This is a genomic window from Pseudomonas sp. TE6283 (assembly GCF_054060555.1).
The window spans coordinates 1-23,346 of record NZ_JBSSDH010000026.1 but is presented as its reverse complement, the minus strand read 5'-3'; the positions used below and the strand labels follow the sequence as shown (position 1 = coordinate 23,346).

The following is a 23,346-nucleotide window of genomic DNA, read 5'->3' as shown; positions in this document are numbered from 1 at the left end:
CAGATGCAAGACCTGGAACTGAGCGAAGAGCAGATCATGATCCGCGACATGGCCCGCGATTTCGCCCGCGGCGAGATCGCGCCCCATGCCCAGGCCTGGGAAAAGGCCGGCTGGATCGACGATGACGTGGTGCGCAAGATGGGCGAACTGGGCCTGCTCGGCATGGTCGCCCCGGAGCAGTTCGGCGGCAGCTACACCGACTACGTGGCCTACGCCCTGGCGGTGGAGGAAATCTCCGCCGCCGATGGCGCCACCGGGGCGATGATGAGCATCCACAACTCGGTGGGTTGCGGCCCGCTGCTGGCCTACGGCACGCCCGAGCAGCAGCAGGCCTGGCTGCCGCGACTGGCCAGCGGCGAGGCGATCGGCTGCTTCTGCCTGACCGAGCCCCAGGCCGGCTCCGAGGCCCACAACCTGCGCACCCGCGCCGAACTGGTCGATGGCCAGTGGGTCATCAACGGCGCCAAGCAGTTCGTCAGCAACGCCCGCCGCGCCAAACTGGCCATCGTCTTTGCCGTGACCGACCCGGAACTGGGCAAGAAAGGCCTTTCGGCCTTCCTGGTACCCACTGACAACCCAGGCTTCAAGGTCGACCGCAGCGAGCACAAGATGGGCATTCGCGCCTCCGACACCTGTGCGGTGACCCTGGACGACTGCCGCATCCCGGCCGCCAACCTGCTGGGCGAGCGCGGCAAGGGGCTGGCCATCGCCCTGTCCAACCTCGAAGGCGGGCGCATCGGCATCGCCGCCCAGGCCCTGGGCATTGCCCGCGCGGCGTTCGAGGCGGCGCTGACCTACTCCCGCGAGCGCATCCAGTTCGGCAAGCCGATCAACGAGCACCAGAGCATCGCCAACCTGCTGGCCGACATGCAGGTGCAGGTCAACGCAGCTCGCCTGCTGATCCTGCATGCCGCGCGCCTGCGCAGCGCCGGCAAGCCTTGCCTGTCCGAGGCCTCCCAGGCCAAGCTGTTCGCCTCGGAAATGGCCGAGCGGGTCTGCTCGATGGCGATCCAGGTGCATGGCGGGTACGGCTACCTGGAAGACTACCCGGTGGAGAAGTACTATCGCGATGCGCGCATTACCCAGATCTACGAGGGTTCCAGCGAGATCCAACGCATGCTGATTGCGCGTGAGTTGAAGCATTACACGGTTTGAGCCCGGCCATTGCCTCAGGCCATACGCGATCCCTGTGGGATCGCGTAATCTCGGTCATCATGCGCTCAATGAGATTTATTCGTCTCATATGATACAATTGTGGATATTTCGTCGCCGAATCCCGACTCGAGGTCCCACATGCGTAGAACCCTCCAGGAAGAGCGCCTGCTCAAGGCACTGGCCCAGGCCATTGTCGTCCACCCCCGCGCCACTCTCAAGGAGCTGGCGGAAACCGCCGGGGTCAGCAAGGCCACCCTGCACCGTTTCTGCGGCACCCGCGACAACCTGGTGAAGCTGCTCGAGGACCATGGCGAGCAGGTGCTCAACCAGGTCATCCTCGAAGCCGACCTGGAACGCATCGAACCGCTGGCCGGTATTCGCCACCTGATCGCCGAACACCTCAAGCACCGCGAGCTGCTGATGTTCCTGATGTTCCAGTACCGCCCCGACACCTTGCTCAACGACGCCGAGGACCTGCGCTGGCAGGCCTATATCCAGGCCATGGACGCGTTCTTCCTGCGCGCCCAGCAGTTGGGCGTGCTGCGCATCGATATCAGCGCGGCGGTGTTCACCGAAACGTTCATGACCCTGGTCTACGGCATGGTCGATGCCGAGCACCGTGGCCGCGCCGCGAGCGCCGACAGCGCGCGGACGGTCGAGCAGCTGTTCCTGAACGGCGCCCGGCCACAGGGCTGACGGCTATCGATCGGTGCCGCCTGCCAATTCCTCGATGCTGATCTCGCGCATCCTGAACTTCTGTACCTTGCCGGTCACCGTCATCGGGAACGCGTCGACGAAGCGAAAGTGCCGCGGCACCTTGAAGTGCGCGATGCGCGCCCGCGCCCAGTCACGCAGCGCGTCCTCGCCCAGCGCCTGCCCCGGGTGAAGACGGACCCAGGCGACGATCTCCTCGCCATAGCGGCTGCAGGGAATGCCGATGACCTGCACGTCGGCCACCGCCGGGTGGGTGAAGAAGAACTCCTCAAGCTCCCGCGGGTAGATGTTCTCGCCACCGCGGATGATCATGTCCTTGCTGCGGCCAACGATACGCACATAGCCTTCGTTGTCCATCACCGCCAGGTCGCCGGTGCGCATCCAGCCATCGGCATCGATGCTCTCGGCGGTGGCCTTGGGGTTGTTCCAGTAGCCGAGCATTACGCTGTAGCCGCGGGTGCACAGCTCGCCGATTTCGCCGCGTGCCAGGGTGCCACCTGCGCTGTCGATCACCTTGCTCTCCAGCCACGGCTGGGTGCGGCCGACGCTGGTCACCCGGCGTTCCAGGTCATCGGTGGCGCCGGTCTGCAACGACACCGGGCTGGTCTCGGTCATGCCGTAGGCGATCTGTACTTCGCCCATGTGCATCTCGTCGATTACCCGGCGCATCACCTCGATCGGGCAGGTGGCGCCAGCCATGATGCCGGTGCGCAGGCTGCTCAGGTCGAACTCATGTCGGCGCGGGTGGTCGAGCTCGGCGATGAACATGGTCGGCACGCCGTACAGTGCGGTGGCGCGTTCCTCGGCCACGGCCTGCAAGGTCAGCAGCGGATCGAAGGCGTCGTTGGGGTAGATCAGGGTGCTGCCGTGGGTCATGCAGCCGAGGTTGGCCATGACCATGCCGAAGCAGTGGTACAGCGGCACCGGCACCACCAGCCGGTCGTGCTCGGTCAGCCCGAGGCTTTCGCCGACCATGTAGCCGTTGTTGAGGATGTTGTGGTGGCTGAGGGTCGCGCCCTTGGGGAAACCGGTGGTGCCGGAGGTGTACTGGATGTTGATCGGCTCATGCCGGTGCAGGCTGGCCTGGCGTACGGCCAACTGCCCGGCGTCGATTTCGCCGGCGCGGGCCTGCAATGCCGACCAGGCCAGGAAGCCATTGGGGGGCGTGGCGGCCAGGCTGATGACCCCGCGCAGCTCGGGCAGGCGCGCGCTGTGCAGCTCGCCCGGGCGGCAGGCGCCGAGCTCGGGCGCCAGGTCCAGCAGCATGGCGTGGTAGTCGGAGGTCTTGAAGGCGTCGGCGCAGATCACCCATTGGCAGGCCGACTGGCCCAGGGCGTACTCCAGCTCGCTGGTGCGGTAGGCCGGGTTGATGTTGACCAGGATCGCGCCGATCTTGGCGCTGGCGAACTGGGTGATGCACCACTCGGCGCAGTTGGGTGCCCAGATGCCCAGGCGATCGCCGGCCTGCAGGCCCAGGGCCATCAGGGCGCGGGCGTGCCGCTCGACGGCCTCTGCCAGTTGTCGCCAGGTGTAGCGCAGGTGCTGGTGGCACACCACCAGCGCTTCGCGGTCGGGGAAGCGGGCGACGGTGGCGTCGAAGGCGTCGCCGATGCAGTGGGTGAGCAGTGGAGTGGCTTTTGAGCCTTGGGTATGGCTGGGCTGGGGCATGGGCTGTCTCTTGTCTTTGTTTTTCCTGACATGGCCCTATCGCGGGCAAGCCCGCTCCCACCGGTCCAGTGTGGCCGGCGTGGGAGCGGGCTTGCCCCGCGATGGCGCTAGCGAACGAACACCTGCGGCGTGGTGGTCGACATATCGCCACCAGGCAGCTTGATGTTCTTCACCTTCTCCAGCGTGTTCGGATCGAACACCGCCAGGTCGTTGAAGGTGCCGCCCAGGTAGAGCTTGTCGCCGGCCTTGTCGAAGGTCACGCAGTAGTAGGTATGGTCGAGGTTGGCGGCCTTGACCAGTTTCTTCTGCTGGATGTCGTAGCGGGCCAGGCGGTTGAGCACGCCGTACATCTGGTTCGGATCCTTCGGCGAGCGCAGGCCGGTGAAGTACAGCTCGGTCAGCTCGGCGAACTCCTGGGTGTGGGCCTTGCCGGTCTTCAGGTCGATGCTCAGGTAGCCGTACAGCGGCTCGGCGGTGGCCGGGTCCTGCTTGGCATCCTTGAACTTCGCAATGGTGTAGAGCATCGAGAACTCATGCCGCGAACTCTGGTGCGGCCAGAAGTACAGCACATCGGGGGCGCTGTAGCCCGGGCGGTTCCAGCTGCGCAGTGGCAGCGCGACGCTGTACTTGCCGGTCTTGACGTCGAGCTTGTAGATGTCCGGCCCGGCCACGTACAGGCTGCCGTCATCGGCGGCGCGCATCAGGTACACCTGGCGCGGCATCGGGAACGTGCGCACGGGCTTGGCGTCGAGGCCGTCGCGGGTGCGGAACACCTCCAGGCGCGGCGGCTTGACCACGTAGTGGTCGTTCAGGCGCTGGCTGGGGTTGACCGTGGCGTAGACCTCCTTGCCGTCGGGGCTGATGGCGAAGGAGTACATGGCCTTGCCGACCTCGCCCGGCACGCTGGAGAGGTTGGCGTGGAAGGTGGTCTTGCAACTGTCCAGGTCGATGCCGTAGATGTCGGCGAAATGGTTGTTCAGCACATAGGCGGTGCGGTTGTCCGGCGCCATCATCGCCGTGCCGGGGCCGAATGAATCGGGCATGCGGCAGGTCTTGTACAGCGTGTCGCTGGCCACCTCGACCACGTGCAGGTTGTTCGGGTAGTTGGTGGCGATCAGGTATTCATGACCAGCCTTCAAGGCCTTGCCTGCCTCGTCGGCCTGGGCCGCCCAGGCGCAGGCCGTGGCGGCGACGGTGAGCGCGAGCTGCGCGCAGAATCCAGCTTTCATGCGGTTTCCCCTTGTCGTTCTATTTGTCTTTCGGGAATACGGTGCCGAGGTTGCGCCAGTCTTCGGCGGAGTTGCTCGCCTGGGCGTTCCAGTCCTGGTAGGTGCTCATCATGTCCGGCACCTGGGCCGGCCACCAGCAAGGGTCGGAGCAACCGTACAGGTCGGCCTCCATCGGCTGGCACAGCGAGCTGACGCCCCCGAACGCATCCACCTCCCAGCCCGGGTCGGTGGTGGCGGTGCAGCCGGCCACCGCGCTCATGGCCAGCACTTCGTCGACGCGGTCTTCGGCGGCGGCCTGTTCAAGGATGCGCGCCTTGTTGTTCAGCGGTTTGAGGTGCTTCATGTCAGTGCGCCTTCCTGGGAGTGATGTAGCGATCGATGAAGGCCGGGTTGGCGGCCATGATGCGGCTGTAGACCTCGATGCCGAAGTCGACCCAGTCGCGCATCAGCTCGCAGTAGTGGTAGGTCGGGTGCTGCGGATCGCCGTAGCGGGCGTAGCTCTCGTGGTAGCAGCCGCCGGAGCACAGGTTGCGGATGCGGCAGCTGTCGCAGCCGGTGCCGCTGCGGTCCAGGCGCTGCGAGAGAAAGTCGTTGAGCTGCGCCTGCTTCACGCCCTGGTGCACGTTGCCGAAGGTCGGCAAGCTGGAGCCGGTGAAACGGTGGCACAGGTTCAGCTCGCCCTCGTGGTCGACCGCCAGCATCTTCAACCCGGCCCCGCACGGCAGGGCCTTCTTGTGGCCCTCGTGGATATCGGTGATCAGCTGGTGCAGGTTGGAGAAACCGATGTTGCGGTGCTCCAGCGCCGCCTCAAGGTAGCGCCGGCCCAGGGCCTTCATGTTGGCGAACACCTGCACCAGCTCGTCGCCTGTGAGGTTGAAATCGGCCATGTCGCCGGAGGTCACCGGGGCGAAACCGACCTCGGCGAAGCCCAGTTCGTTGAACAGGTGGTTCCAGATGGTCTCGATGTCGGTGATGCCACGGGTCAGGGTGACCCGCGCGCCCACCGGCCGGCTGCGGTAGCGCGACAGCAGCATGTCGGCCTTGCGCCGTACCACGTCGTAGGTGCCCTGCCCGCCCACGGTGATGCGGTTGCGGTCGTGCACGGTCTTGGGCCCGTCGATGCTGACCGACAAACCGAAACGGTGGGCGTCGAGCCAGTCGACGATTTCCTCGGTCAGCAAAGTGGCATTGGTGGTCATGATGAACTCGACCTGCTTGCCCGCCTCGGCGAAACGCCGCTCGCAGTAGGCCACCATGTGCTCGATCAGCGCCCGGTTGGACAGCGGCTCGCCACCGAAGAACACCACACTGTAGCGTTCCTCGTCAGGCGACTCCTTGAGCAGCATCTCCACCGAGGCCTCGGCGGTGGCCGTGTTCATCTTGCGTCCGGCCGACGGCTTGTCGAGGTCTTCCTTGTAGCAGTAGGTGCAGCTCAGGTTGCAGCCGGTGTTGACGTTGAGCACCACGGTGTTCAGCGCCGTGCGCTCGACCTGTTTCAGGGCGATCTCCGGGGTCAGCGGCGAGCCGTCGCTGACCACTTCAAGGGCGATCAGCTCGCGCAGGGTTTCCTCGATCTCCTGCCCGGAAAACTGCTGGCCGAGGCGCTGCATCAGCTCCTCGGCGGAGCAGCCCTGGCGGCGCAGGGTGTCGATGATACCGCCGGTCACCGCATCGGCGGCGAACAGCGAACTGCTGGGGATATGAAACAGCATGCGGTCGGCATCCACCTGCACTTCGTGCAGGTTGCGTTCGACCAGGTTCAGTAGTGCGCCCATGGCGACCTCCCGGTATTCGATGCGTCAGTTGATGCCTATGGCAGCGGCGGATTGTTCCAGCGTTGCACGGTGACGATCAGGTGACCCTCGCCCTGCTGGCCGCCGTCGGCGAGGGTGGCGATCACCTTCAGGTTGCCGGCGTTGTTGGTCATCATCTTGCGCGCGGGGTTGGGCCCTGCCCCGCCCGGCACGAACACGCCATCGGCCTGCATCTGCCCGGCAAACCTGACGTCCTCGTCCTCGACCGCGCGCTCGTTGAACGGCTCGACCTTCCAGCTGGCCGGCAGGTAGCCGATGCGCAGCGGCTGGCCGCCGGCGTCCCTGCCCCAGGCCTCGGCCTCGAAGCGGCCCTGGACCTTGGGCACCGAGGCGCCGTTCTCGCCGATGCGGGCAATGGAGAACGCCGGCACCACCTTGACCTCCTCGACCTTGTCGTACACCGCCAGTTGCACGCCCTTGAGCGCGCCCACTGCCACCTCGCGCTGGCCGCTCGCGGCGTCCTTGGCGGCACGCGCCTTGACCCGGATCAGCGTCGGCGTCGACTCCAGCACCTCGGTCACCTCGACACCCGCGCCCAGGTCCGGGTTGCCGGCCAGGTCGCTGCCCACCAGGGTGATCTCGCTCTCGGCACCGGCCTTGATGAAGGCCGGCTGTACTGCCAGCAGGCGACCCTGGCCGGCTTTCGAGGCACTGAAGTCCAGGCCGCGCTCGTCGTGTTCGGCCTCGAACATGCGGCCCTTCATCTGTCCGTCGATGGCGGCGAACACCTGGCGCAGGTTGGCCTCGCCGACCTTGACGTTGCCGCGCCACTCATAGCCGTTGTAGAGGATCGCCGAGCCGCTGCCGTTGAACGGCGTACCATCGGCATAGGTGCCCTTGAGCTCGACCTTGAAGGTGTCGCCCTGCTCGGCGCTGACCGTCATCACCCCGCGCACGTCGCCCTTGGCCAGCATGTGGCCGCTGAACGCCCATTGCCCGGCCAGGACCTTGGACTCGGGCCGCACCTTGAGCCACTCGGCCCAGGCCGGGTTGTCGAGGGGGAAGCGCTTGGCCAGGTCCGGCACCATCTGCTTGAGGGCGATGTCCAGCCAGTCACGGTCGCGGGCCTGGGCCTGGTACTCGAGGGACGGCCACTGGCCGAGGTGGAAGTTGACCAGGTGTTCCCATTCCTTGGCCGGACGCCGCTGCAAGGCGACCCGGGCGCCGGAGTGGCAACGGCCGCACATCTGGCTGAGCTGATCGTCGAAGTGCTCGACGGTGTTCAGCCGGCGCTCCATGGCGTAGCGCACGCCTTCGGTCTCGCTGGGCGCCAGGCCCTGCTTGTCGGCCAGGTACTTGACCAGGGTGCGGCGCTCGTCGTCGCTGATCGAAAGGCCATGCATCACCTGCATGCGGGCGATGCTCATCAGCCAGCCTTCCGGGGTCTTGCGCTGGTGACTGATGCGACTGTAGCTGTCGTTGCCTTCGGGGATATGGCAACCCATGCACTTGTTCTGCAACAGGCTCGGGCCCTGTTCGGCCGCCATGGCCTGGGCGGACAGCAGTGCGGTGGCGACCAGCGCCAGTGTGCCCGCCTGCCGCCGGAGTCGAGTCGTCTTCAAGGTCAGACCTCCACGGTGTTGTTCTTATCGTTATTCGCACGCTTGGGTACAGCGGTGTGCATGTGACAGTTGCGATACAGGAAGTGTGCCAGTTGCAGCAAAAATGTTATGGATCAGTAAGTTGCCTTGGTTTTGCGGGTAAGGGCGTGCGTCTGGGACTGTAGGTGAACGTCCCATTTCGCGACTGGGTGTTTCACCTTGAGACATCCGCCGGGGCTGGCAATCCTGGGGCTGCTTCGTAGCCCCCAGCACCCTCGAGCCGAACGCATAACCATGTGTATCGCATGACGTCTCACCCGATCTCAATATGCAACAGATCAACCCTGATTCTATTCACTCCCAATCCGGCAAAAACCACCGCTAGCCGGGCCTTGCCCGCCACCTGAGTCCTTTGGCACGCCCATTGCCCCTACCCTGGTCACAACCATGACAAGAGGCGCCGCCCCATGCATTCCGAACTGCCGATCCTTCCCGCCACACGCGACTTCCTCGCACGCAAGCCCAGGATGCGCATCGGCGCCGACTGGCAGGACGCCGCCAGCGGTCGCACCATGACCTTGCGCAACCCGGCCACCGGCGAGATCCTCGGCGAGGTGCCCGCAGCCGAGGCCCAGGACGTGGACCGTGCCGTGCAGGCCGCGCGCCAGGCCTTCGACAATTCGGCCTGGAGCCGCACACGCCCGCGTGAACGGCAGAACCTGCTGTGGCGCCTGGCCGGCCTGATGCAGCGCGATGCCCGGGAGCTGGCCGAGCTGGAATGCCTGAACAACGGCAAGAGCGCCACCGTGGCCCAAGCGATGGACGTGCAGTTGGCCATCGATTTTTTGCGCTACATGGCCGGCTGGGCCACCAAGCTCGAAGGCAGCACGGTCGAGCCCTCGCTGCCGCTGATGCCCGACGATCAGTTCCATGGTTTCATTCGTCGCGAAGCGGTCGGCGTGGTCGGCGCCATCGTCGCCTGGAACTTCCCGCTGCTGCTGGCCTGCTGGAAGCTCGGTCCGGCCCTGGCCACCGGCTGCACCGTAGTCCTCAAGCCTGCCGACGAAACCCCACTGACCGCGCTGAAGCTCGCCGAGCTGGTGAGCGAGGCCGGTTACCCGGACGGCGTGTTCAACGTGATCACCGGCACCGGGCTGAACGCCGGCGCCGCCCTGAGCCGTCACCCGGGCGTGGACAAGCTGACCTTCACCGGCTCCACCGAGGTCGGCAAGCTGATCGGCAAGGCCGCCATGGACAACATGACCCGCGTCACCCTGGAACTGGGCGGCAAGTCGCCGACCATTGTCCTGCCCGACGCCAACCTGCAGGAAGCCGCCGCCGGCGCCGCCACGGCGATCTTCTTCAACCAGGGCCAGGTGTGCTGCGCCGGTTCCCGCCTGTACGTACACCGCAAGCACTTCGACAACGTGGTGGCCGATATCGCCGGCATCGCCAACGCCATGAAACTGGGCAACGGCCTGGACCCTACCGTGCAGATGGGGCCGTTGATCTCGGCCAAGCAGCAGGACCGGGTCACCGGCTACATCGACCTGGGCCGCGAGCTGGGCGCGACCATCGCCTGCGGCGGCGAAGGTTTCGGCCCGGGCTACTTCGTCAAGCCGACGGTGATCGTCGATGTCGACCAGCGCCACCGCCTGGTGCAGGAGGAAATCTTCGGCCCGGTGTTGGTGGCCATGCCGTTCGACGACCTCGATGAGGTGGTGCGCATGGCCAACGACAACCCCTACGGGCTGGGCGCGAGCATCTGGTCCAACGACCTGGCCGCAGTGCACCGGATGATCCCGCGGATCAAGTCCGGGTCGGTGTGGGTGAACTGCCACAGCGCGCTGGACCCGGCGCTGCCGTTCGGCGGCTACAAGCTCTCCGGCGTCGGCCGCGAGATGGGCGCGGCGGCGATCGAGCACTACACCGAGCTGAAGTCGGTATTGATCAAGCTCTAGATCACGCCATCGCGGGGTGGTTCGCCGCTGCAACTTGCCCCGCGACAGAAACACCAAGACCACAATAAAAACATGGAGCACACCATGAAGCACAAGCTCGCCTGCACATTGGCCCTGCTGCTGGCCTCTCCCCTCACCCAGGCCCACGAAATCTACAACAACGCCGGCACCACCCTGGACGCCAACCTCGAGGCCCTGTTCGGGGTATTCCACAGCGACGAAAGCTTCGACCAGTTCGGCAACCGCCAGCCCGGCAGCAGCAACTGGCGCGAGGGCTACGTCAAATACGGCCTGAGCGCCAGCCAGGCCCTGGCCGACAGCGGCACGCTGTACGGTGCCTTCAGCCTGCTCAGCTCGGCCACCTGGGGCGATGGCGACGCCGCCGGCTTCACCCTGGGCAACGAGCGTCGCACCGGCGTCGAGGACGCCTACCTCGGCTGGCGCTCGGGCAGCCTGTTCCCGGCCCTCGGTGAGGATGGCATCGATGTCTCCGGGGGGCGCCAGGTCATCACCCTCGGCGACGGTTTCCTGATCCAGGGCGACCCGGTCAATGCCGGCAATGTCGACCTGGGCGCCGATTTCGACCGGGGCGGCGCCTACTACCTGGCGGCGCGCAAGGCCTTCGACCGCACCGCCGTGCTGCGCCTGGGGGGCAAGCAAGGCTGGCGTGGCGACCTGATGTGGCTCAAATCAGACAACCCGTTCCAGGCCGACACCTCCATGGCGGTGGCCAACTTCGAACATGTCGCTGACGCAGGCACCGTGGGCCTGAGCTGGATCCACGGCCTGGATGTCGACCGCCGCTACGCCGAGATCCTCGGCCTGGAACACCGCGACGGCATGGACACGGTGAGCCTGCGTGGGCGCGGCAACCTGGGGGTGAAGGACCTTGAGCTGGCCGCCGAATACGTCACCCAGGACCGCACTGGCGGACGCGAGAACGCCTGGTACCTGGAGGGTAACTGGACCTTCTCCGCACTGCCCTGGTCGCCCACCGCCACCTACCGCTACAGCCGCTTCTCGGAGCATTTCGATCCGTTGTTCTATGGCCTGAGCCGAGGCTACGGCACCTGGTTCCAGGGCGAGGTGGCGGCCAACTACGCAGGGCCCTTCAACAGCAACACCCAGGTGCACCATGTGGCGCTCAAGGCCACGCCGCGGGAGGGCCTGACCGTGGGGGCGCTGTACTTCGACTTCGACACGCTCAAGACCGACCAGGGCAACCTGGGTGGGCGCGAGGTGGACCTGTATGTCGAATGGATGATCAACGAGCACTGGCTGATCAGCCCGCTGGTGGGCTTCTATACCCCACAGCGCAGTGCGCAGGATGGCGGCGTGCAGTTGGGTGGGCGGGATAGCGGGACCTACCTGCAACTGGTGGTGGGGACTTTCTTCTAGGCCAAAGGCCCTATCGCGGGGCAAGCCCGCTCCCACCGGTGCCGTGTCAGGTCGCACTGGTGGGAGCGGGCTTGCCCCGCGATGGACCCTCAGCAAAAACCCTGTTCGCGCAACCAGCGCGCAACCATCGGCTGGTGCGCTTGTGTCACCAGGCGCTCCAGGCCGATGCCAGCCTGCACCCCGCGTACCACCGGCGCCAGCTCGACACCCAGCAGGTGCCACACGCCCAGCGGCTGGTCCGCCGTCACCACCACCTCGGCCTCCTCCACCCAGCCTTCGCGCAACACCGGGCGTCGCTCCACCCGCACCGCTTGCCAGTCCGCCGCCGCGTGCAGCGGCTGGGCATCCGGCCAATTGCGGCGGCGGGCCCAGAACGGCTGTTCACCGCGCTGTGTCTCCTGTGCGTAAAAGTCCCGGCCGATCCGCGCGAAACGCAGGAACAGCTGCTCGACCCGTGTCTGATGGAAGCGCTGCGCCAAGTCCGCCTGCCCGGGTCGTTGCAACAGGGTATTGATCACCACGGGCGCCTGGAGCGCCGAGGACAACGACTGGAAGATACCATTGCCCGACAGCGGGTCGACCGCCATCGCGGCATCGCCAACCCGCAGCCAGTCCTGGCCCGCGCAGTTGCCGGCCAGGATCGCCGTGCTGCTGCGCGCATGCACCTGCGCAGGGGCGAAGGCCCGCTCACCGAACAGCTGCGCCACCAACGCCGAACCACGCCGACGCTCGGCACAGTATTCAGGCAAGGCCGCCTTGCCCGGCAGCTGCGCCGTCGTCGCGTCCAGCGTCACCTGCCAGTAACAGCGGCCATCGGCCAGTCGCGCCATCCAGGTCCAGCCGTCGTCCAGGCTCTCCACCGCCGACACCGGCGTGCCGGGCACGGCCTGCCAGAGGTTGAGCAGGCTGACGGTCTCCGGCCCGCGCAGGCGACCTTCACTCAACGGGGCCTGACGACCACGGGCCTCGACCAGAAACTCGCCGTGCAGGATGCGACCGTCGTCCAGGTGTATCCGGTACCCCTGCCCCCGCTCCACCTCGCGCACACGCCCTTCGACCAGCTCGACACCGGCGCGGCGCAGGTCGTCGCGCAGGGCCTGGTCGAAACGCTGGCGATCGAGCAGGCACTCCTGGTTCGGTTGCAGCCGCTCGCCGTTCCAGTGCACCTGGCGCGTGGCCGGCGTGGTGGCCTCGGCCAGGGCGGCGCCCAGGCCTGCATGACGCAGGCCCTCCAGCACCCGCTGCGACACGCCTTCCACCGCGGCGAAGCGGCGCCAGTCGGACACCACCGTGACGGGGTAGCCCATCCGCCGCAGCCCCAGGGCCGTGGCCGCGCCGGCAGGCCCGGCGCCGAGCACCAGGATGCTTGCTTCAGGCATCGATCGGCCCCTTGCGCTCAGGGCCGGCGAACGCCGCGTGATGCTTCAGCCACCGCAACAGCGCCTCCCGGGTCATGCCGGGCTCATTGCGCAGCAGGGCCGCCACCCGGCCACTGAACGCGGCGCAGGCCAGGCTGGCGCCTGCCCCGCCATCGCTGCCGACCGCCGCGCCGAAGTCGGCCTGGGCCGTGTCCAGCCACGACCACTGCCCGGGAGCGCAGCGGGCATCACCGGTCACGCGGATGACCCCAGGGTAGCTGGCCGGGTAAACCGGCTCGCCCCGCGCCGGGCTCGAGGCGCACAGCAGCACCCCGGCGGCCACGGCCTCGGCGCAGGCCTGGCGCAACACCGGGCGGTCCTGGCGCAGGCCCAGGCTCAGGTTGACCACGCTCGCACCGGCTTCCACCAGCCACAACAGGCCAGCCGCCACCTGCAAGGCACTGGTACTGCCCTGCCCGGCGAACACCTGGGCCAGCAGCACGGGCAGGGCACCGGACTCGGCGCGCAGCCGCGCCAGCACGGCGCTGCCATGGCCCAAGGCGTCCGGCAGCGAGTCACCCTCGCGCAACCTGCCCTCTTCGAGCCAGAAACGTCGCGCATCCAGCAGGCCGGCCGCCTGCTCCGGCGAGCAGCCGCTGTCGATCACGCCAATCCACGGTTCAGCGGCCATGGTCGGCGGCCTCCTTGCTGCGCAACTGCCCGCCGTGCAGCTCAAGGTGCAGGTCGGCGTCGGCGAGGGTCGAGGCGCGGTGACTGATGAGGATCCGTGTGCGCCCGGCGAACAACTGGTCGATGGCGGCGATCACCTCGCGCTCGGTGGCTTCGTCCACCGCCGAGGTGGCTTCGTCCAGCACCAGGATTGTCGGTTGCTGCAGCAGCGCCCGGGCGATGGCGATGCGTTGCTTCTGCCCGCCGGACAGCTGCTGGCCGCGCTCGCCCAGCAGGCCGTCGAGCCCCAGCGGCAGGCTCTGCACCAGACTGTCCAGGCGGGTCAGGCGCACCACTCGCTCCAGGTCGTCACGGCTGGCCTGGGGCGTGCTGTAGGCCAGGTTCTGCGCCAGGGTGCCGCGAAACAGGACGATGTCCTGGCTGACCACGGCGATGCGTCGCCGCAGGGCCTGCAGGTCGAGCTCGCGCAGGTCGACGCCATCGAGCAGGATGCGCCCGTCATCGGGGTCGTAGAAGCGTTGCAGCAGGTCGATCAGCGTCGACTTGCCGACACCGGAGGCGCCGCTGATGGCGACCTTGGCCCCGGGCGGCAGGCAGGCATCGACCTTGTCCAGCACCCTGCCCTGGCGGCCGTCGTGAGCGAAGCACACACCGTCCAGGCGCAGCTCGCCGGCCCCCTGCGGCATGGGCTTGGGATCATCCGCCTCGCGCACCGCGACCGCCTCTTGTTTGAGTTCCATCACCCGCCCCAGGCTCACGGCCATCCGCTGCACCGCCACGTACAGGCCCAGCAGGCTCTGCACCGGGCCGACGGCCATGCCCATGTAGGTGGAAAACGCGATCAGCGCGCCCAGTTGCCAGGTCCCCTGGATCACCCACCAGCCGCCGACCAGGAACGCGCATGCCCGGCACCAGGAGGTCAGGGTGCCGGGCACCGCCTGGGTGAAGAACTCGGTGACCTGTACCTTGAGCAGCTGCCCCATGTAGCCCTGGCCCAGCCGGTCGAGGCGTTCGGCCTCGCGCTGCTGCTGGCCGGCGGCCTGGATGAACTTCATCGCCGGCAGCGTCTCGACCAGGAACGACGACACGTCCGCCGAGCGCTCGCGCAGGCTGCGCACCTCGCGCTCGACCTTGCGCCGCATCCAGCGCAGCCACAGCACCTCGAGCGGGATCAGCAGCGCCAGCAGCAGCGACAGCTGCCAGGACAGCATCAGCATCAAGGCCACGGCGCCGACCAGGCCGATCAGCGCCGACACCGCCGAGAACAGCGAATCCACGGCAAAGCGCTGGATCTCGGCGACATCGCCGTCCAGCCGCGACAGGATGTCACCGGTGCGCCGCCGCCCGTAGAAGGTCGGCGACAGCCGTTGCAGGTGGCGGTACAGGTCGTCGCGCAGGGCGAACAGGATGCGCCCGGACAGCCGTGTGTGCAGGTAGCGGTTGACCCCGGCCAGCACGGTACCGAGCAGGCCGGCGACGATCATGATCACCGCCATGTGCCAGAGGGTCTGGTAGTCCTTGGCCAGCAGCCCCTCGTCGATCAGCGTCTTGACCAGCCAGGGTTGCGCCAGGGCCAGCAACGAGGCGCCCAGGGACAGCGCCAGTAGCGCGCCGATGGCGCCACGGTGTGGACGCACGAAGCCATACAGCCAGGCCAGCGCCTGGCGCATCAGCGCCGGGTCGCTGGATTCGATCAATCGGGAAAACAGTCCGCCCATGGCTCAGCCACGCAACTGCTTGAGCTTGCGGTACAGCGTCGCGCGGCTGATGCCCAGGGCCTCGGCCGCTGCCGAGACATTGCCCTGATGTCGGGCCAGGGCGGCGCGGACCAGCTCCAGCTCGTTGTCGCGCAGGCTGCCGGACGGCGCGGCGCCGCTGGCCAGTTCATCGAGCAGGCAGTCGGTGAGATGGTCGAGGGTCAGCACCTGCTCGCCCTCCTCGCGCATCGCCAGGGCAGTACGCACCACCATCTCCAGCTGGCGGATGTTGCCCGGCCAGTCGAAGTTCTCCAGCAGCGCCACCAAGGGCGCATCGAGGCTTACGCCCCTGGCCCCGGACTTGTCCAGCAGGCCCTGGATGAGCGTCGCCAGGTCGTCGCGCTCGCGCAGTGCCGGCAGGCGCAGGGATACGCCGTTGACCCGGTAATAGAGGTCTTCGCGAAACTGCTGGTCGGCGACCAGGCGCTTGAGATCGCGGTGGGTGGCGCAGATCAGCGCCACGTCGATGTCCTGCTCGTCGCCGGCGCCCAGCGGCGCCACCCGGCGCTCCTGCAGGACACGCAGCAGACGGGCCTGCAAGGCCAGGGGCATGTCGCCGATCTCGTCGAGGAACAGCGTGCCGCCATGGGCCTGCATCAGCCGTCCGACCATGCCACCGCGGCGCGAGCCGGTAAAGGCGCCCTCACGGTAGCCGAACAGCTCGGACTCGATCAGGCCCTCGGGAATCGCCGCGCAGTTGACCGCCACGAACGGCTTGTCGGCCCGCGTTCCGGCCTGGTGCAGGGCGCGGGCGGCGACTTCCTTGCCGGTACCGGTTTCGCCCAGCAGCAGCACCGGCAAGCCATTGGCCAGGCCCTGGCGGGCCATGCGCAAGGCACGGGCCAAGCGTGCATCGCCGCCGGCCAGGGCCTCCAGGGCCTGGATCTTGGCCGGCTCGGTCGACCTGGTGGTGGGCGTCGGACCACTGAAACGGCCATGCCGTGGCAGTTGCAAGGCACGGAAGAAGAATTCGCCCTTGGCCGTCTGCACGCTGCTGACACCGCCCTGCCACAGGCGGGCGATGAATGCCGGCGAGCGCTCGCCCAGCAGGTCGCTGCTGCGGCGCCCAAGCAGCGCCTGGCGCGGCATCTGCAGCAGCTGGCAGGCGTTGTCGTTGGCGGCCAGCACCTCGCCTTCCAGGCTCAGTGCCAGCAGGCCCTGCCAGGCGCTGGCCAGGTACTGCGGGCGGCTGTGGAAGGCCAGCACCAGGTGCTCGGGGTGATACAGCCCGAACAACCGGCTTTCGATACTGCCGGCGGCGAGCAGCAACGTGGAGAGGCTGTCCTGGGGCTGGGCCATGACGCCTTCGCGGGTCACGTCGAGCACGCCGATCACCTCGCCACGCGGATCGCGCAGCGGCACCGAGGTGCAGGAGAACGGGCTGAGCCGGTCGAGATAGTGTTCGCCGCAGTTGATCAGGGTCGGCTGGCCCTCGACCACCGCCGTGCCGATGGCGTTGGTGCCGCGCAGGGCCTCGCTCCAGCAACTGCCCGGGTGCAGGTCGCGCAGGCCCTCGCGGGCGAGCACGTGCTTCTGGCCCTCGATGGCCAGCACGTTGGCCTGGGCGTCACCGAGGATGACGATGCCGCTCTTGCCCTGGCGCTTGACCAGATAATCCAGTTCGGGGGTGACTGCGTCGATCAGCAGGCGGTTGTGCTCCAGCAGCGCGCGCAGGTCCAGGCCATGGCGAATGCCCAGGCCCACCTGCTCGCCCTGCAGGCAGTCAAGGCCATGGCCAAGGCTGCGGCGCCAGGAGGCATCGATTTCGTCACGCAGCATGCCGGAGGGCAGTTCGCCTTCGCTGGCCAGTTTCAGGCGGACCAGACGGGATTGCTGCAGCGGGTCGTTGGCGGTTGTTGTTGGAAGTTGTCGCGCCATTGCGTGCTCCAGGGGTGCCCCGCTCAGACGGGGCAATGGGCATCGGTTTTTTCGGCAGTGTGCGTCAGAAATCGTTGGTAGTCATCAGGTATGCGCTGGGAGGCGCTGCAAGGCTATCGGCGAACACCTGAAAGCCCTGCCCCATTCCCCAATCCTGGGTCCCCCCGCCCACCCGCCGTACCTCGCCGAACACTTGCCAGAAACGCTGAAACCCCTACCCCAGAGCCCTTCAACCGCCCCCTGAAAAACCTGGCACAACAGTTGCCGATCCCTCCCCAGACGCCCCAACCCATGGGCCCGTTTGCAGGAGGAAGCAACTCATGCACCGACCGACTCCCCACCCGCTGGCCGTGGCGATCTTCGCCGGCCTGCTCCAGCTACCGGCCCAGGCTGCGCTGTACGCGGTCGACAGCGGCCCCTACACCCTGCCCACCGGCAAGTTCCCCGCCTGGTACCAGGACAGCCACGGCCGGGTGCTCGACCTGTGCCTGTCCAAGGCGGTGAGCTCGCGAGTCGCCGGTGCCCCAGGCGCGCCTTCGTACATGTGCACGCTGTTGCCCACCCCCGGCGTGTTCGACGATACCCAGCCGATCGTCTTCCCCAGCAACTTCCCCGACGAGGCCTTCTGGTTCACCGCCGACGCCGCCATCGTCGATGCCGCCCGCGGTATCGACCTGAGCTTTGGCTCGGCCATCGAGGCTGCCTTCGCCGCCGAAGAGCCGGTGGACGGTGACCAGGTCAGCTTCGCCCGGGTGCGCATTCGCGTCGATGTGCCGGTGGCCGGCACCTACACGATCACCCACCCCTACGGCGTCGAGGTCTTCGACGTGCCGGCGGGCGGGCGCCGGGCGATCAACATGACCCGCGACATCGGCATCGGCTCTCCCGGCGACTACAGCGGCGCGCTCAAGGGTGACGTCGGGCCGTTCCTGCGCAGCGTCAACGGGCCCTACACCGAAACCAACCCGGACACCGGCGCCAGCGAACGCTACATCGGCGACCCTAACCTGGAAGAGCCGGTCACCGGCAGCCCCTTCAACACCAACTTCGTGCGCATCGAAGGCCCCAACGGCATCGACCTGCGCACCGAGCTGTTCGCCGTCTCCGGCAAGTTGTCCACGGTCAACCGCCCGACACCGCTGATCCCGCAGCGCAGCACCTACTCGCGGCACACCGTCAACGGCGACCTGCGGGCCCAGCAGGATGTGTTCGTCATGGCGCCGCCAGCGCCGGCCACGGTCACCCTGACCAGCCAGACACCGACCCTGCCCCTGGGCGAGGCCAACGGCACCGGCGCCTGGTACGCCCAATCGGCGCTCAACCCGACCCTGCCGCTGACCCTGCAGGTGACCGCCGACAACAGCCTGGCCATCGCCACCAGCACGCCGACCAGCGCCGCCATGCCGCTGACCGACCTGGTGACCATCAGCCGCGCCGAATACAGCCTGGCCAGCGGCCAGTTGACCCTGGTCGCCAGCAGCAGCGACGAGACCAGCCCGCCCGCCCTCACCGCCCGTACCGGCAACGGCACGCTGATCGGCAACCTGAGCGGCAACGGCGCGGTCAAGTCCCTGACCACCGGGCTGTCACCCATCCCGCCGGCGCAGGTGCAAGTCACCAGCAGCCACGGCGGCAGCGACAACGAAGACGTGGTGCTGGTGCCATGAACAGACACCGCCTTCAAGGAGGCCGCATGAATACTTGGTCGCGTCGGGCGCTGTGCGCCGCCGGTTTCACCCTCACCGTCAGCAGCGCGGCCTGGGCCGCCCTGAGCGAGGTCGATCCCGGCCCCTACACCTTCGCCACCGGGGGCTACCCGATGTGGTACAAGGACGCCAACAACCTTGCCCTGGAGCTGTGCCAGTCACGCGCCACCAGCTCGCGGGCACCGGGCGCGCCAGGCGCACCGGCCTACATGTGCACCCTGCTGCCCGAGCCCGGGGTCTACGACGATGCCCTGCCGCTGGTGTTCCCGGACAACTGGCCGCCGGAGATGTTCTGGTTCCTGGCCGAGACCCAGATCCCGCAGGTGGGCAACAGCGGCTACGAGCTGGAAGTCTATGTCGCAGGCCTCGAGGCGGCCTTCGCCGCCGAGAACCCGGTCAACGGCGACCAGCAGAGCTTCGCCCGCATCCGCATCCGTGCTTCGGTGCCGCGCACCGGCACCTACACCATCACCCACCCGTTCGGCGTCGAGACGGTCAACGTGACCACCGCCGGCCGGCGGGCGATCAACATCACCCGCGACATCGGCATCGGCGCGCCAGGCAACTTCAGCGGTGCCCTGACCGGCAACCTCGGCCCGTTCCTGCGCGGCGTCGGCGGCCCCTACACCGAGGTCAACCCGGACACCGGCGCCACCGAGACCTTCGTCGGCGACCCGAACATCACCGAGGCGGTGACCGGCAGCCCGAACAACACCAACTTCGTGCGCATCCAGGGCCCGGCGGGCACCATCCAGACCAACGTCTTCAGCGTCTCGGGCAAGGTCCTCGACCAGCGCCAGCAGACCCCGGTGACACTGGAACGCGCCACCTACCAGCGCAACGCCGCCGGCACCCGCGTCGAGGTCTTCGCCAAGGCGCCGAACAGCGCCAGCCTGTGCCTGCGCAACGGCCTGGCGCTGATCGGCTCGCCGCCGTCGCCGTGCCAGTTCAGCATGCTCGCCGACAACAACGGGCTGTTCTTCAGCCAGCAGTTGAGCCAGGCCGTGCCGCCGTCGGTGGTGGTAGTCACTGCCAGCAGCCCGGCCGGCACCACGCGTCCGACAGCGCTGTCGAGCAAGCTCAGTGACGTGGTCAAGGTTGCCACCGCGCGCTATGACTGGAGCGCCAGGCGCCTGCTGGTCGAGGCCCGCTCCAGTGATGAAGTGGTGGTGCCCGACCTGCTGGTACAGGGCTTCGGGCGCATGTCCAAGTCTGGCGTGCAGCAGAGCCTGACGGTCAACGACCTGGCCCAGCCACCCGCCAGCATCACCGTCAAGTCGGCCCATGGCGGGGTCGATGTGGAGCCGGTGGTGGTGGTCGGCAACGCCCCGGTGCCAACCGAGAACCAGGCTCCCGTGGCCCAGGCCGACAGCGCCAGCACCAGTGTCGGGGTGCCGATCACCCTCAACCTGCTGGCCAACGACAGCGACCCGGACGGCAACGTGCCGCTGAGCATCACCGACCTCACCCAGCCTGGCACCGGCCTGGGCGGCGTGGTGCTCAACGGCAGCACTTCGGTGACCTACACCCCGCCGAGCGGTGCAACCTCGCCCGTGGTGGCGACCTTCAGCTACCGCGCCCAGGACGCCAAGGGACTGAACTCGACACCGGCCACGGTAACCGTCAATGTCGCGCCGAACCAACCTCCGACTGCAGTGGCCGACAGCGTTGCCACCCTCGGCGTGCCACTGACCATCAACGCGCTGGCCAACGACACCGACCCGGAAGGCAACCTGCCGCTGACCATCGCCAGCGTCACCCAGCCGACCCCGGCCGGGCGCGGCACGGTCAGTACCGACGGCAACGTGATCACCTATACGCCACCGGCCACGGTGAGCGCGGCGTTTACCACCAGCTTCAGCTACATCGCCCGTGACGCGATCGGCGCCACCTCGACGCCCGGCACGGTCACCGTGCAGGTATCGCCACGGCCGGCCCAGGAGACCTTCGCGGTCACCGCGGCGACGGTCACGGCGCGCTCGAACAATCGCTTCAACTGGGACATCAGCGGCACGTCCTCGGTAACCACCGGCAACACCATCACCGTACGCGTCACCACCACCACCGGCGTGCAGACCCTGGGCACCACCACCGTGCCGGTCACCGGCCGCTGGCGCCTGACGGTGAGCAACAGCACGACGCTGGTGCCCACCGCCACGCCGACCGCCACGGTGACCAGCAGCCAGGGCACCACGCGCACGGTCAACGTGGTGGTGCAGTAAGACTCGGAGGGATGCCATGAACGCCTTGTACCCACTGTTGCTGAGCCTGGCCCTCACCGGCCAGGCCCTGGCCGACGACCTGATGGACAACGCCGACCTCGCCGTCGGCAGCGACCTCGGCGAGCCGCTGGTGCTGCGCCTGCTGCCGGCGGGCGCCGGCCAGGCCGCGGTGATCGAGCAACTGGGCACGGGCAACCGCGCCGCCCTCGACCAGAACGGCCAGGCCCTGCTGGGCCGGATCGTCCAGGCCGGGAGCGCGCAGGAAGCGTACATCCTGCAGGAGGGCAGCGACCTGACGGCCGCGATCAGCCAGCAGGGCCAGGGCAACAACGCCACGATCCGCCAGAACGGCAGCGACAACAGCGCCGCCATCGAACAGATCGGCAACCACAACAGCGCCACCATCGACCAGCGCGGCACGGGGCTGAACAGCACCGTGACCCAGGCCGGCAACGGCCAGCAGGTCCATGTCACCCAATACCGCTAGGCCCAACACGACAGATCTGGAGGCAACACCATGCACAAGCTCGCCCCCCTGAGCGCTGCCATCGTCCTGGCCCTTGCCGGCCAGGCCATGGCTGACGACAGCGTTTCGACCCAGAACCAGCAAGGCGCCCAGAACATAGCCGAGGTCAAGCAGTCGCAGGCGCCTTTCGCCTCGGCCACGCAGAACCAGACCGGTCACGACCACAACCACATGGCGTTGCAGGACGCCAGCACCAGCCACATCCAGCAGAGCGCCACCGGCTCGTTCAACGCCGGCTACGCCGAGCAACTGTACGAGAACGGCAGCCAGATCACCCAGCATGCCGGCGGCGAGCTCAACGATGCATTCGCCAGCCAGTCGGTGGGTGAAAACAACGAAGCGCTGCAGATCCAGGCCGGCGGCGGCAACCAGTCGATCATCTGGCAGGACACGCAGACCGGCAGCAAGGCCACCACCCTGCAGTCGGGCTTCGGCAACAGTGCGACCGTCGAACAGCTGTTCGGTGGCAGCAACAACAAGAGTTCGATCATGCAAGGTGGCAGCGACAACCAGGCCGCCGCCGAACATATGACCCACCAGGATGGCGATATCGCCATCTACCAGGAGGGCAAGCAGAACTGGGCCTACGGCGACCAGCGCGACGGCCTGGGCGGCACCATCGGCATCGACCAGTACGGTACCGGCAACTCGGTTGAAGTGTGGCAGGACAACCAGGCCGCCAGCCAGGCCAGTGTCTACCAGAATGGCCAGGCCAACGAAGGCTACATCGACCAGAGCTTCGGCCAGGGCAACACTGCCAGCCTCAGCCAGACAGGCCGTGGCAACGCCAGTTGGTCGGACCAATACGAAACCAGCCAGGCGGTGACGAACATTTCGCAGGTGGGCAACAACAACCTGCACTTCACCTACCAGACCGGTGACAACCACAGCCTGACCATCAACACGGTGGGCAATGCCAACAAGATCATGGCCAGCAACTGGAAGGGCGAGAAGTCCGGCGGGCAGTTCGGGGTCGGGCAGCAGGCGCAGATCAACCAGGTAGGTCATGGCAACGGGGTGAATATCACCCAGGAAGGCAACGCCCAGATCGCGCGGCTGAACCAGAATGGCAACCGCAACCAGATGCAGACCCGCCAGGCGGACAGCAACAACGAGCTGTACTTCGAGCAGAACGGCAGCGACAACCTGCTTATCGCCGACCAGCGGGGGACTGGCAACTATGCCGAGGGGTTGGCTGCTGGTAGCGGCGGCAGCATAACCGTCGAGCAGTCGGGGAGTGGCAACCAGAGCTACACCTACCAGCTGCAGGGCTATGGGAACGAGGCGACCATCAAGCAGACCGATGGGGTCAACCTGGCCTACGTGACTCAGGCGGGGAATAACAACCAGGCGTTTGTCGACCAGAGCGGTGCGAGTCAGACGGCCAATGTTATGCAGTATGGTAATGCCAACATGGCGACTGTTACCCAGCAGTGACGGGCTTTCCCCTTGGACCGCGGTGTTGGTGCTCCCCTGGCACTGCGGTTCTTTTTTCGGGTTCTGGTTCTGGCTCTGGCTCTGGCTCTGGCTCTGGCTCTGGCTCTGGGATGATTGTTTTGATATTTTTATGCGAATTCGTAGAAGATAACGACATTTAGTCACCTTTCCGCCCTTACGGCGGCCTACTTTTCTCTTGGGAAAAGTAGGCAAAACCGTTCCGCTCCGTTCATCCGGCCCCTGCGCTTCGCTCCGGGGTTCCCTCGCTCCGTTCTTGCTCCCGGGAGGACCG

At 67.3% G+C, this 23,346-nt stretch carries 17 protein-coding genes; 8 read left to right on the top strand and 9 right to left on the bottom strand.

Annotated elements, in window-relative coordinates; translation table 11 throughout:
- Nucleotides 1–3: 3 nt before the first annotated feature.
- Together ACVWZ5_RS23625 and ACVWZ5_RS23620 are read left to right on the top strand one after the other, a co-directional pair.
- On the top strand, nucleotides 4–1,155 hold the full coding sequence (locus ACVWZ5_RS23625) for an acyl-CoA dehydrogenase family protein (RefSeq protein WP_050705342.1): 1,152 nt from the start codon (nucleotides 4–6) through the stop codon (nucleotides 1,153–1,155).
- A 138-nt stretch (nucleotides 1,156–1,293) separates the two neighbouring features.
- Nucleotides 1,294–1,851, top strand: a complete 558-nt coding sequence (locus ACVWZ5_RS23620) for a TetR/AcrR family transcriptional regulator (protein WP_028692085.1) — start codon at nucleotides 1,294–1,296, stop codon at nucleotides 1,849–1,851.
- A gap of 3 nt (nucleotides 1,852–1,854) precedes the next feature.
- Here ACVWZ5_RS23620 and ACVWZ5_RS23615 read toward each other — a convergent pair whose 3' ends face one another.
- The 5 genes from ACVWZ5_RS23615 to peaA form a co-directional block, all read right to left on the bottom strand.
- Complete coding sequence (locus ACVWZ5_RS23615) at nucleotides 1,855–3,537, bottom strand: AMP-binding protein (RefSeq protein ID WP_457340896.1); 1,683 nt, start codon at nucleotides 3,535–3,537, stop codon at nucleotides 1,855–1,857.
- Nucleotides 3,538–3,644: 107 nt separating this feature from the next.
- The gene (peaD, locus tag ACVWZ5_RS23610; protein WP_062573935.1) at nucleotides 3,645–4,766 is read right to left on the bottom strand and encodes a quinohemoprotein amine dehydrogenase subunit beta; all 1,122 of its coding nucleotides are present in this window, start codon (nucleotides 4,764–4,766) and stop codon (nucleotides 3,645–3,647) included.
- A gap of 19 nt (nucleotides 4,767–4,785) precedes the next feature.
- Nucleotides 4,786–5,109, bottom strand: coding sequence for a quinohemoprotein amine dehydrogenase subunit gamma (gene qhpC, locus ACVWZ5_RS23605; RefSeq protein ID WP_028692088.1), 324 nt, complete (start codon nucleotides 5,107–5,109; stop codon nucleotides 4,786–4,788).
- 1 nt (nucleotide 5,110) lies between these two features.
- Nucleotides 5,111–6,541 carry a quinohemoprotein amine dehydrogenase maturation protein gene (peaB, locus tag ACVWZ5_RS23600; protein WP_062573934.1) on the bottom strand — a complete coding sequence of 477 codons (1,431 nt, stop codon included), beginning with the start codon at nucleotides 6,539–6,541 and terminating at the stop codon, nucleotides 5,111–5,113.
- A gap of 35 nt (nucleotides 6,542–6,576) precedes the next feature.
- Complete coding sequence (gene peaA, locus ACVWZ5_RS23595; protein ID WP_062573933.1) at nucleotides 6,577–8,142, bottom strand: quinohemoprotein amine dehydrogenase subunit alpha; 1,566 nt, start codon at nucleotides 8,140–8,142, stop codon at nucleotides 6,577–6,579.
- A gap of 446 nt (nucleotides 8,143–8,588) precedes the next feature.
- Between peaA and ACVWZ5_RS23590 the strand changes: the two genes are divergently transcribed.
- Nucleotides 8,589–10,082 (top strand): aldehyde dehydrogenase family protein, encoded by a 1,494-nt coding sequence (locus ACVWZ5_RS23590; protein WP_062573932.1) that lies wholly within the window; start codon nucleotides 8,589–8,591, stop codon nucleotides 10,080–10,082.
- Between the two features lie 84 nt (nucleotides 10,083–10,166).
- Nucleotides 10,167–11,480, top strand: coding sequence for a hypothetical protein (locus ACVWZ5_RS23585; RefSeq protein ID WP_343580391.1), 1,314 nt, complete (start codon nucleotides 10,167–10,169; stop codon nucleotides 11,478–11,480).
- An 89-nt stretch (nucleotides 11,481–11,569) separates the two neighbouring features.
- Here ACVWZ5_RS23585 and qhpG read toward each other — a convergent pair whose 3' ends face one another.
- From qhpG to ACVWZ5_RS23565, 4 genes are read right to left on the bottom strand one after another with little or no spacing between them, the layout of a single operon-like run.
- Nucleotides 11,570–12,859, bottom strand: a complete 1,290-nt coding sequence (qhpG, locus tag ACVWZ5_RS23580) for a flavin-dependent monooxygenase QhpG (RefSeq protein WP_084942914.1) — start codon at nucleotides 12,857–12,859, stop codon at nucleotides 11,570–11,572.
- A complete protein-coding gene (gene qhpE, locus ACVWZ5_RS23575; RefSeq protein WP_084942917.1) occupies nucleotides 12,852–13,529 on the bottom strand; it encodes a subtilisin-like serine protease QhpE in 678 nt (225 codons plus the stop codon). Before qhpE ends, qhpG begins: the two co-directional genes overlap by 8 nt.
- A complete protein-coding gene (locus tag ACVWZ5_RS23570; protein WP_062573929.1) occupies nucleotides 13,519–15,246 on the bottom strand; it encodes an ABC transporter ATP-binding protein in 1,728 nt (575 codons plus the stop codon). The genes qhpE and ACVWZ5_RS23570 overlap by 11 nt, the downstream gene beginning before the upstream one ends.
- Before the next feature lie 3 nt (nucleotides 15,247–15,249).
- Nucleotides 15,250–17,163, bottom strand: coding sequence for a sigma-54-dependent Fis family transcriptional regulator (locus tag ACVWZ5_RS23565; RefSeq protein ID WP_457340895.1), 1,914 nt, complete (start codon nucleotides 17,161–17,163; stop codon nucleotides 15,250–15,252).
- 320 nt (nucleotides 17,164–17,483) lie between these two features.
- On the opposite strand from ACVWZ5_RS23565, the gene ACVWZ5_RS23560 reads away from it, so the two are divergent.
- The 4 genes from ACVWZ5_RS23560 to ACVWZ5_RS23545 are packed head-to-tail and all read left to right on the top strand — an operon-like array spanning nucleotide 17,484 to nucleotide 23,054.
- Nucleotides 17,484–18,830, top strand: coding sequence for a hypothetical protein (locus ACVWZ5_RS23560; RefSeq protein WP_084942924.1), 1,347 nt, complete (start codon nucleotides 17,484–17,486; stop codon nucleotides 18,828–18,830).
- A gap of 26 nt (nucleotides 18,831–18,856) precedes the next feature.
- Complete coding sequence (locus tag ACVWZ5_RS23555) at nucleotides 18,857–21,091, top strand: Ig-like domain-containing protein (RefSeq protein ID WP_186600774.1); 2,235 nt, start codon at nucleotides 18,857–18,859, stop codon at nucleotides 21,089–21,091.
- A 16-nt stretch (nucleotides 21,092–21,107) separates the two neighbouring features.
- Nucleotides 21,108–21,578 (top strand): curlin, encoded by a 471-nt coding sequence (locus ACVWZ5_RS23550; RefSeq protein ID WP_258802042.1) that lies wholly within the window; start codon nucleotides 21,108–21,110, stop codon nucleotides 21,576–21,578.
- Nucleotides 21,579–21,608: 30 nt separating this feature from the next.
- Complete coding sequence (locus tag ACVWZ5_RS23545; protein WP_457340894.1) at nucleotides 21,609–23,054, top strand: curlin; 1,446 nt, start codon at nucleotides 21,609–21,611, stop codon at nucleotides 23,052–23,054.
- The last annotated feature ends 292 nt before the right edge of the window (nucleotides 23,055–23,346 follow it).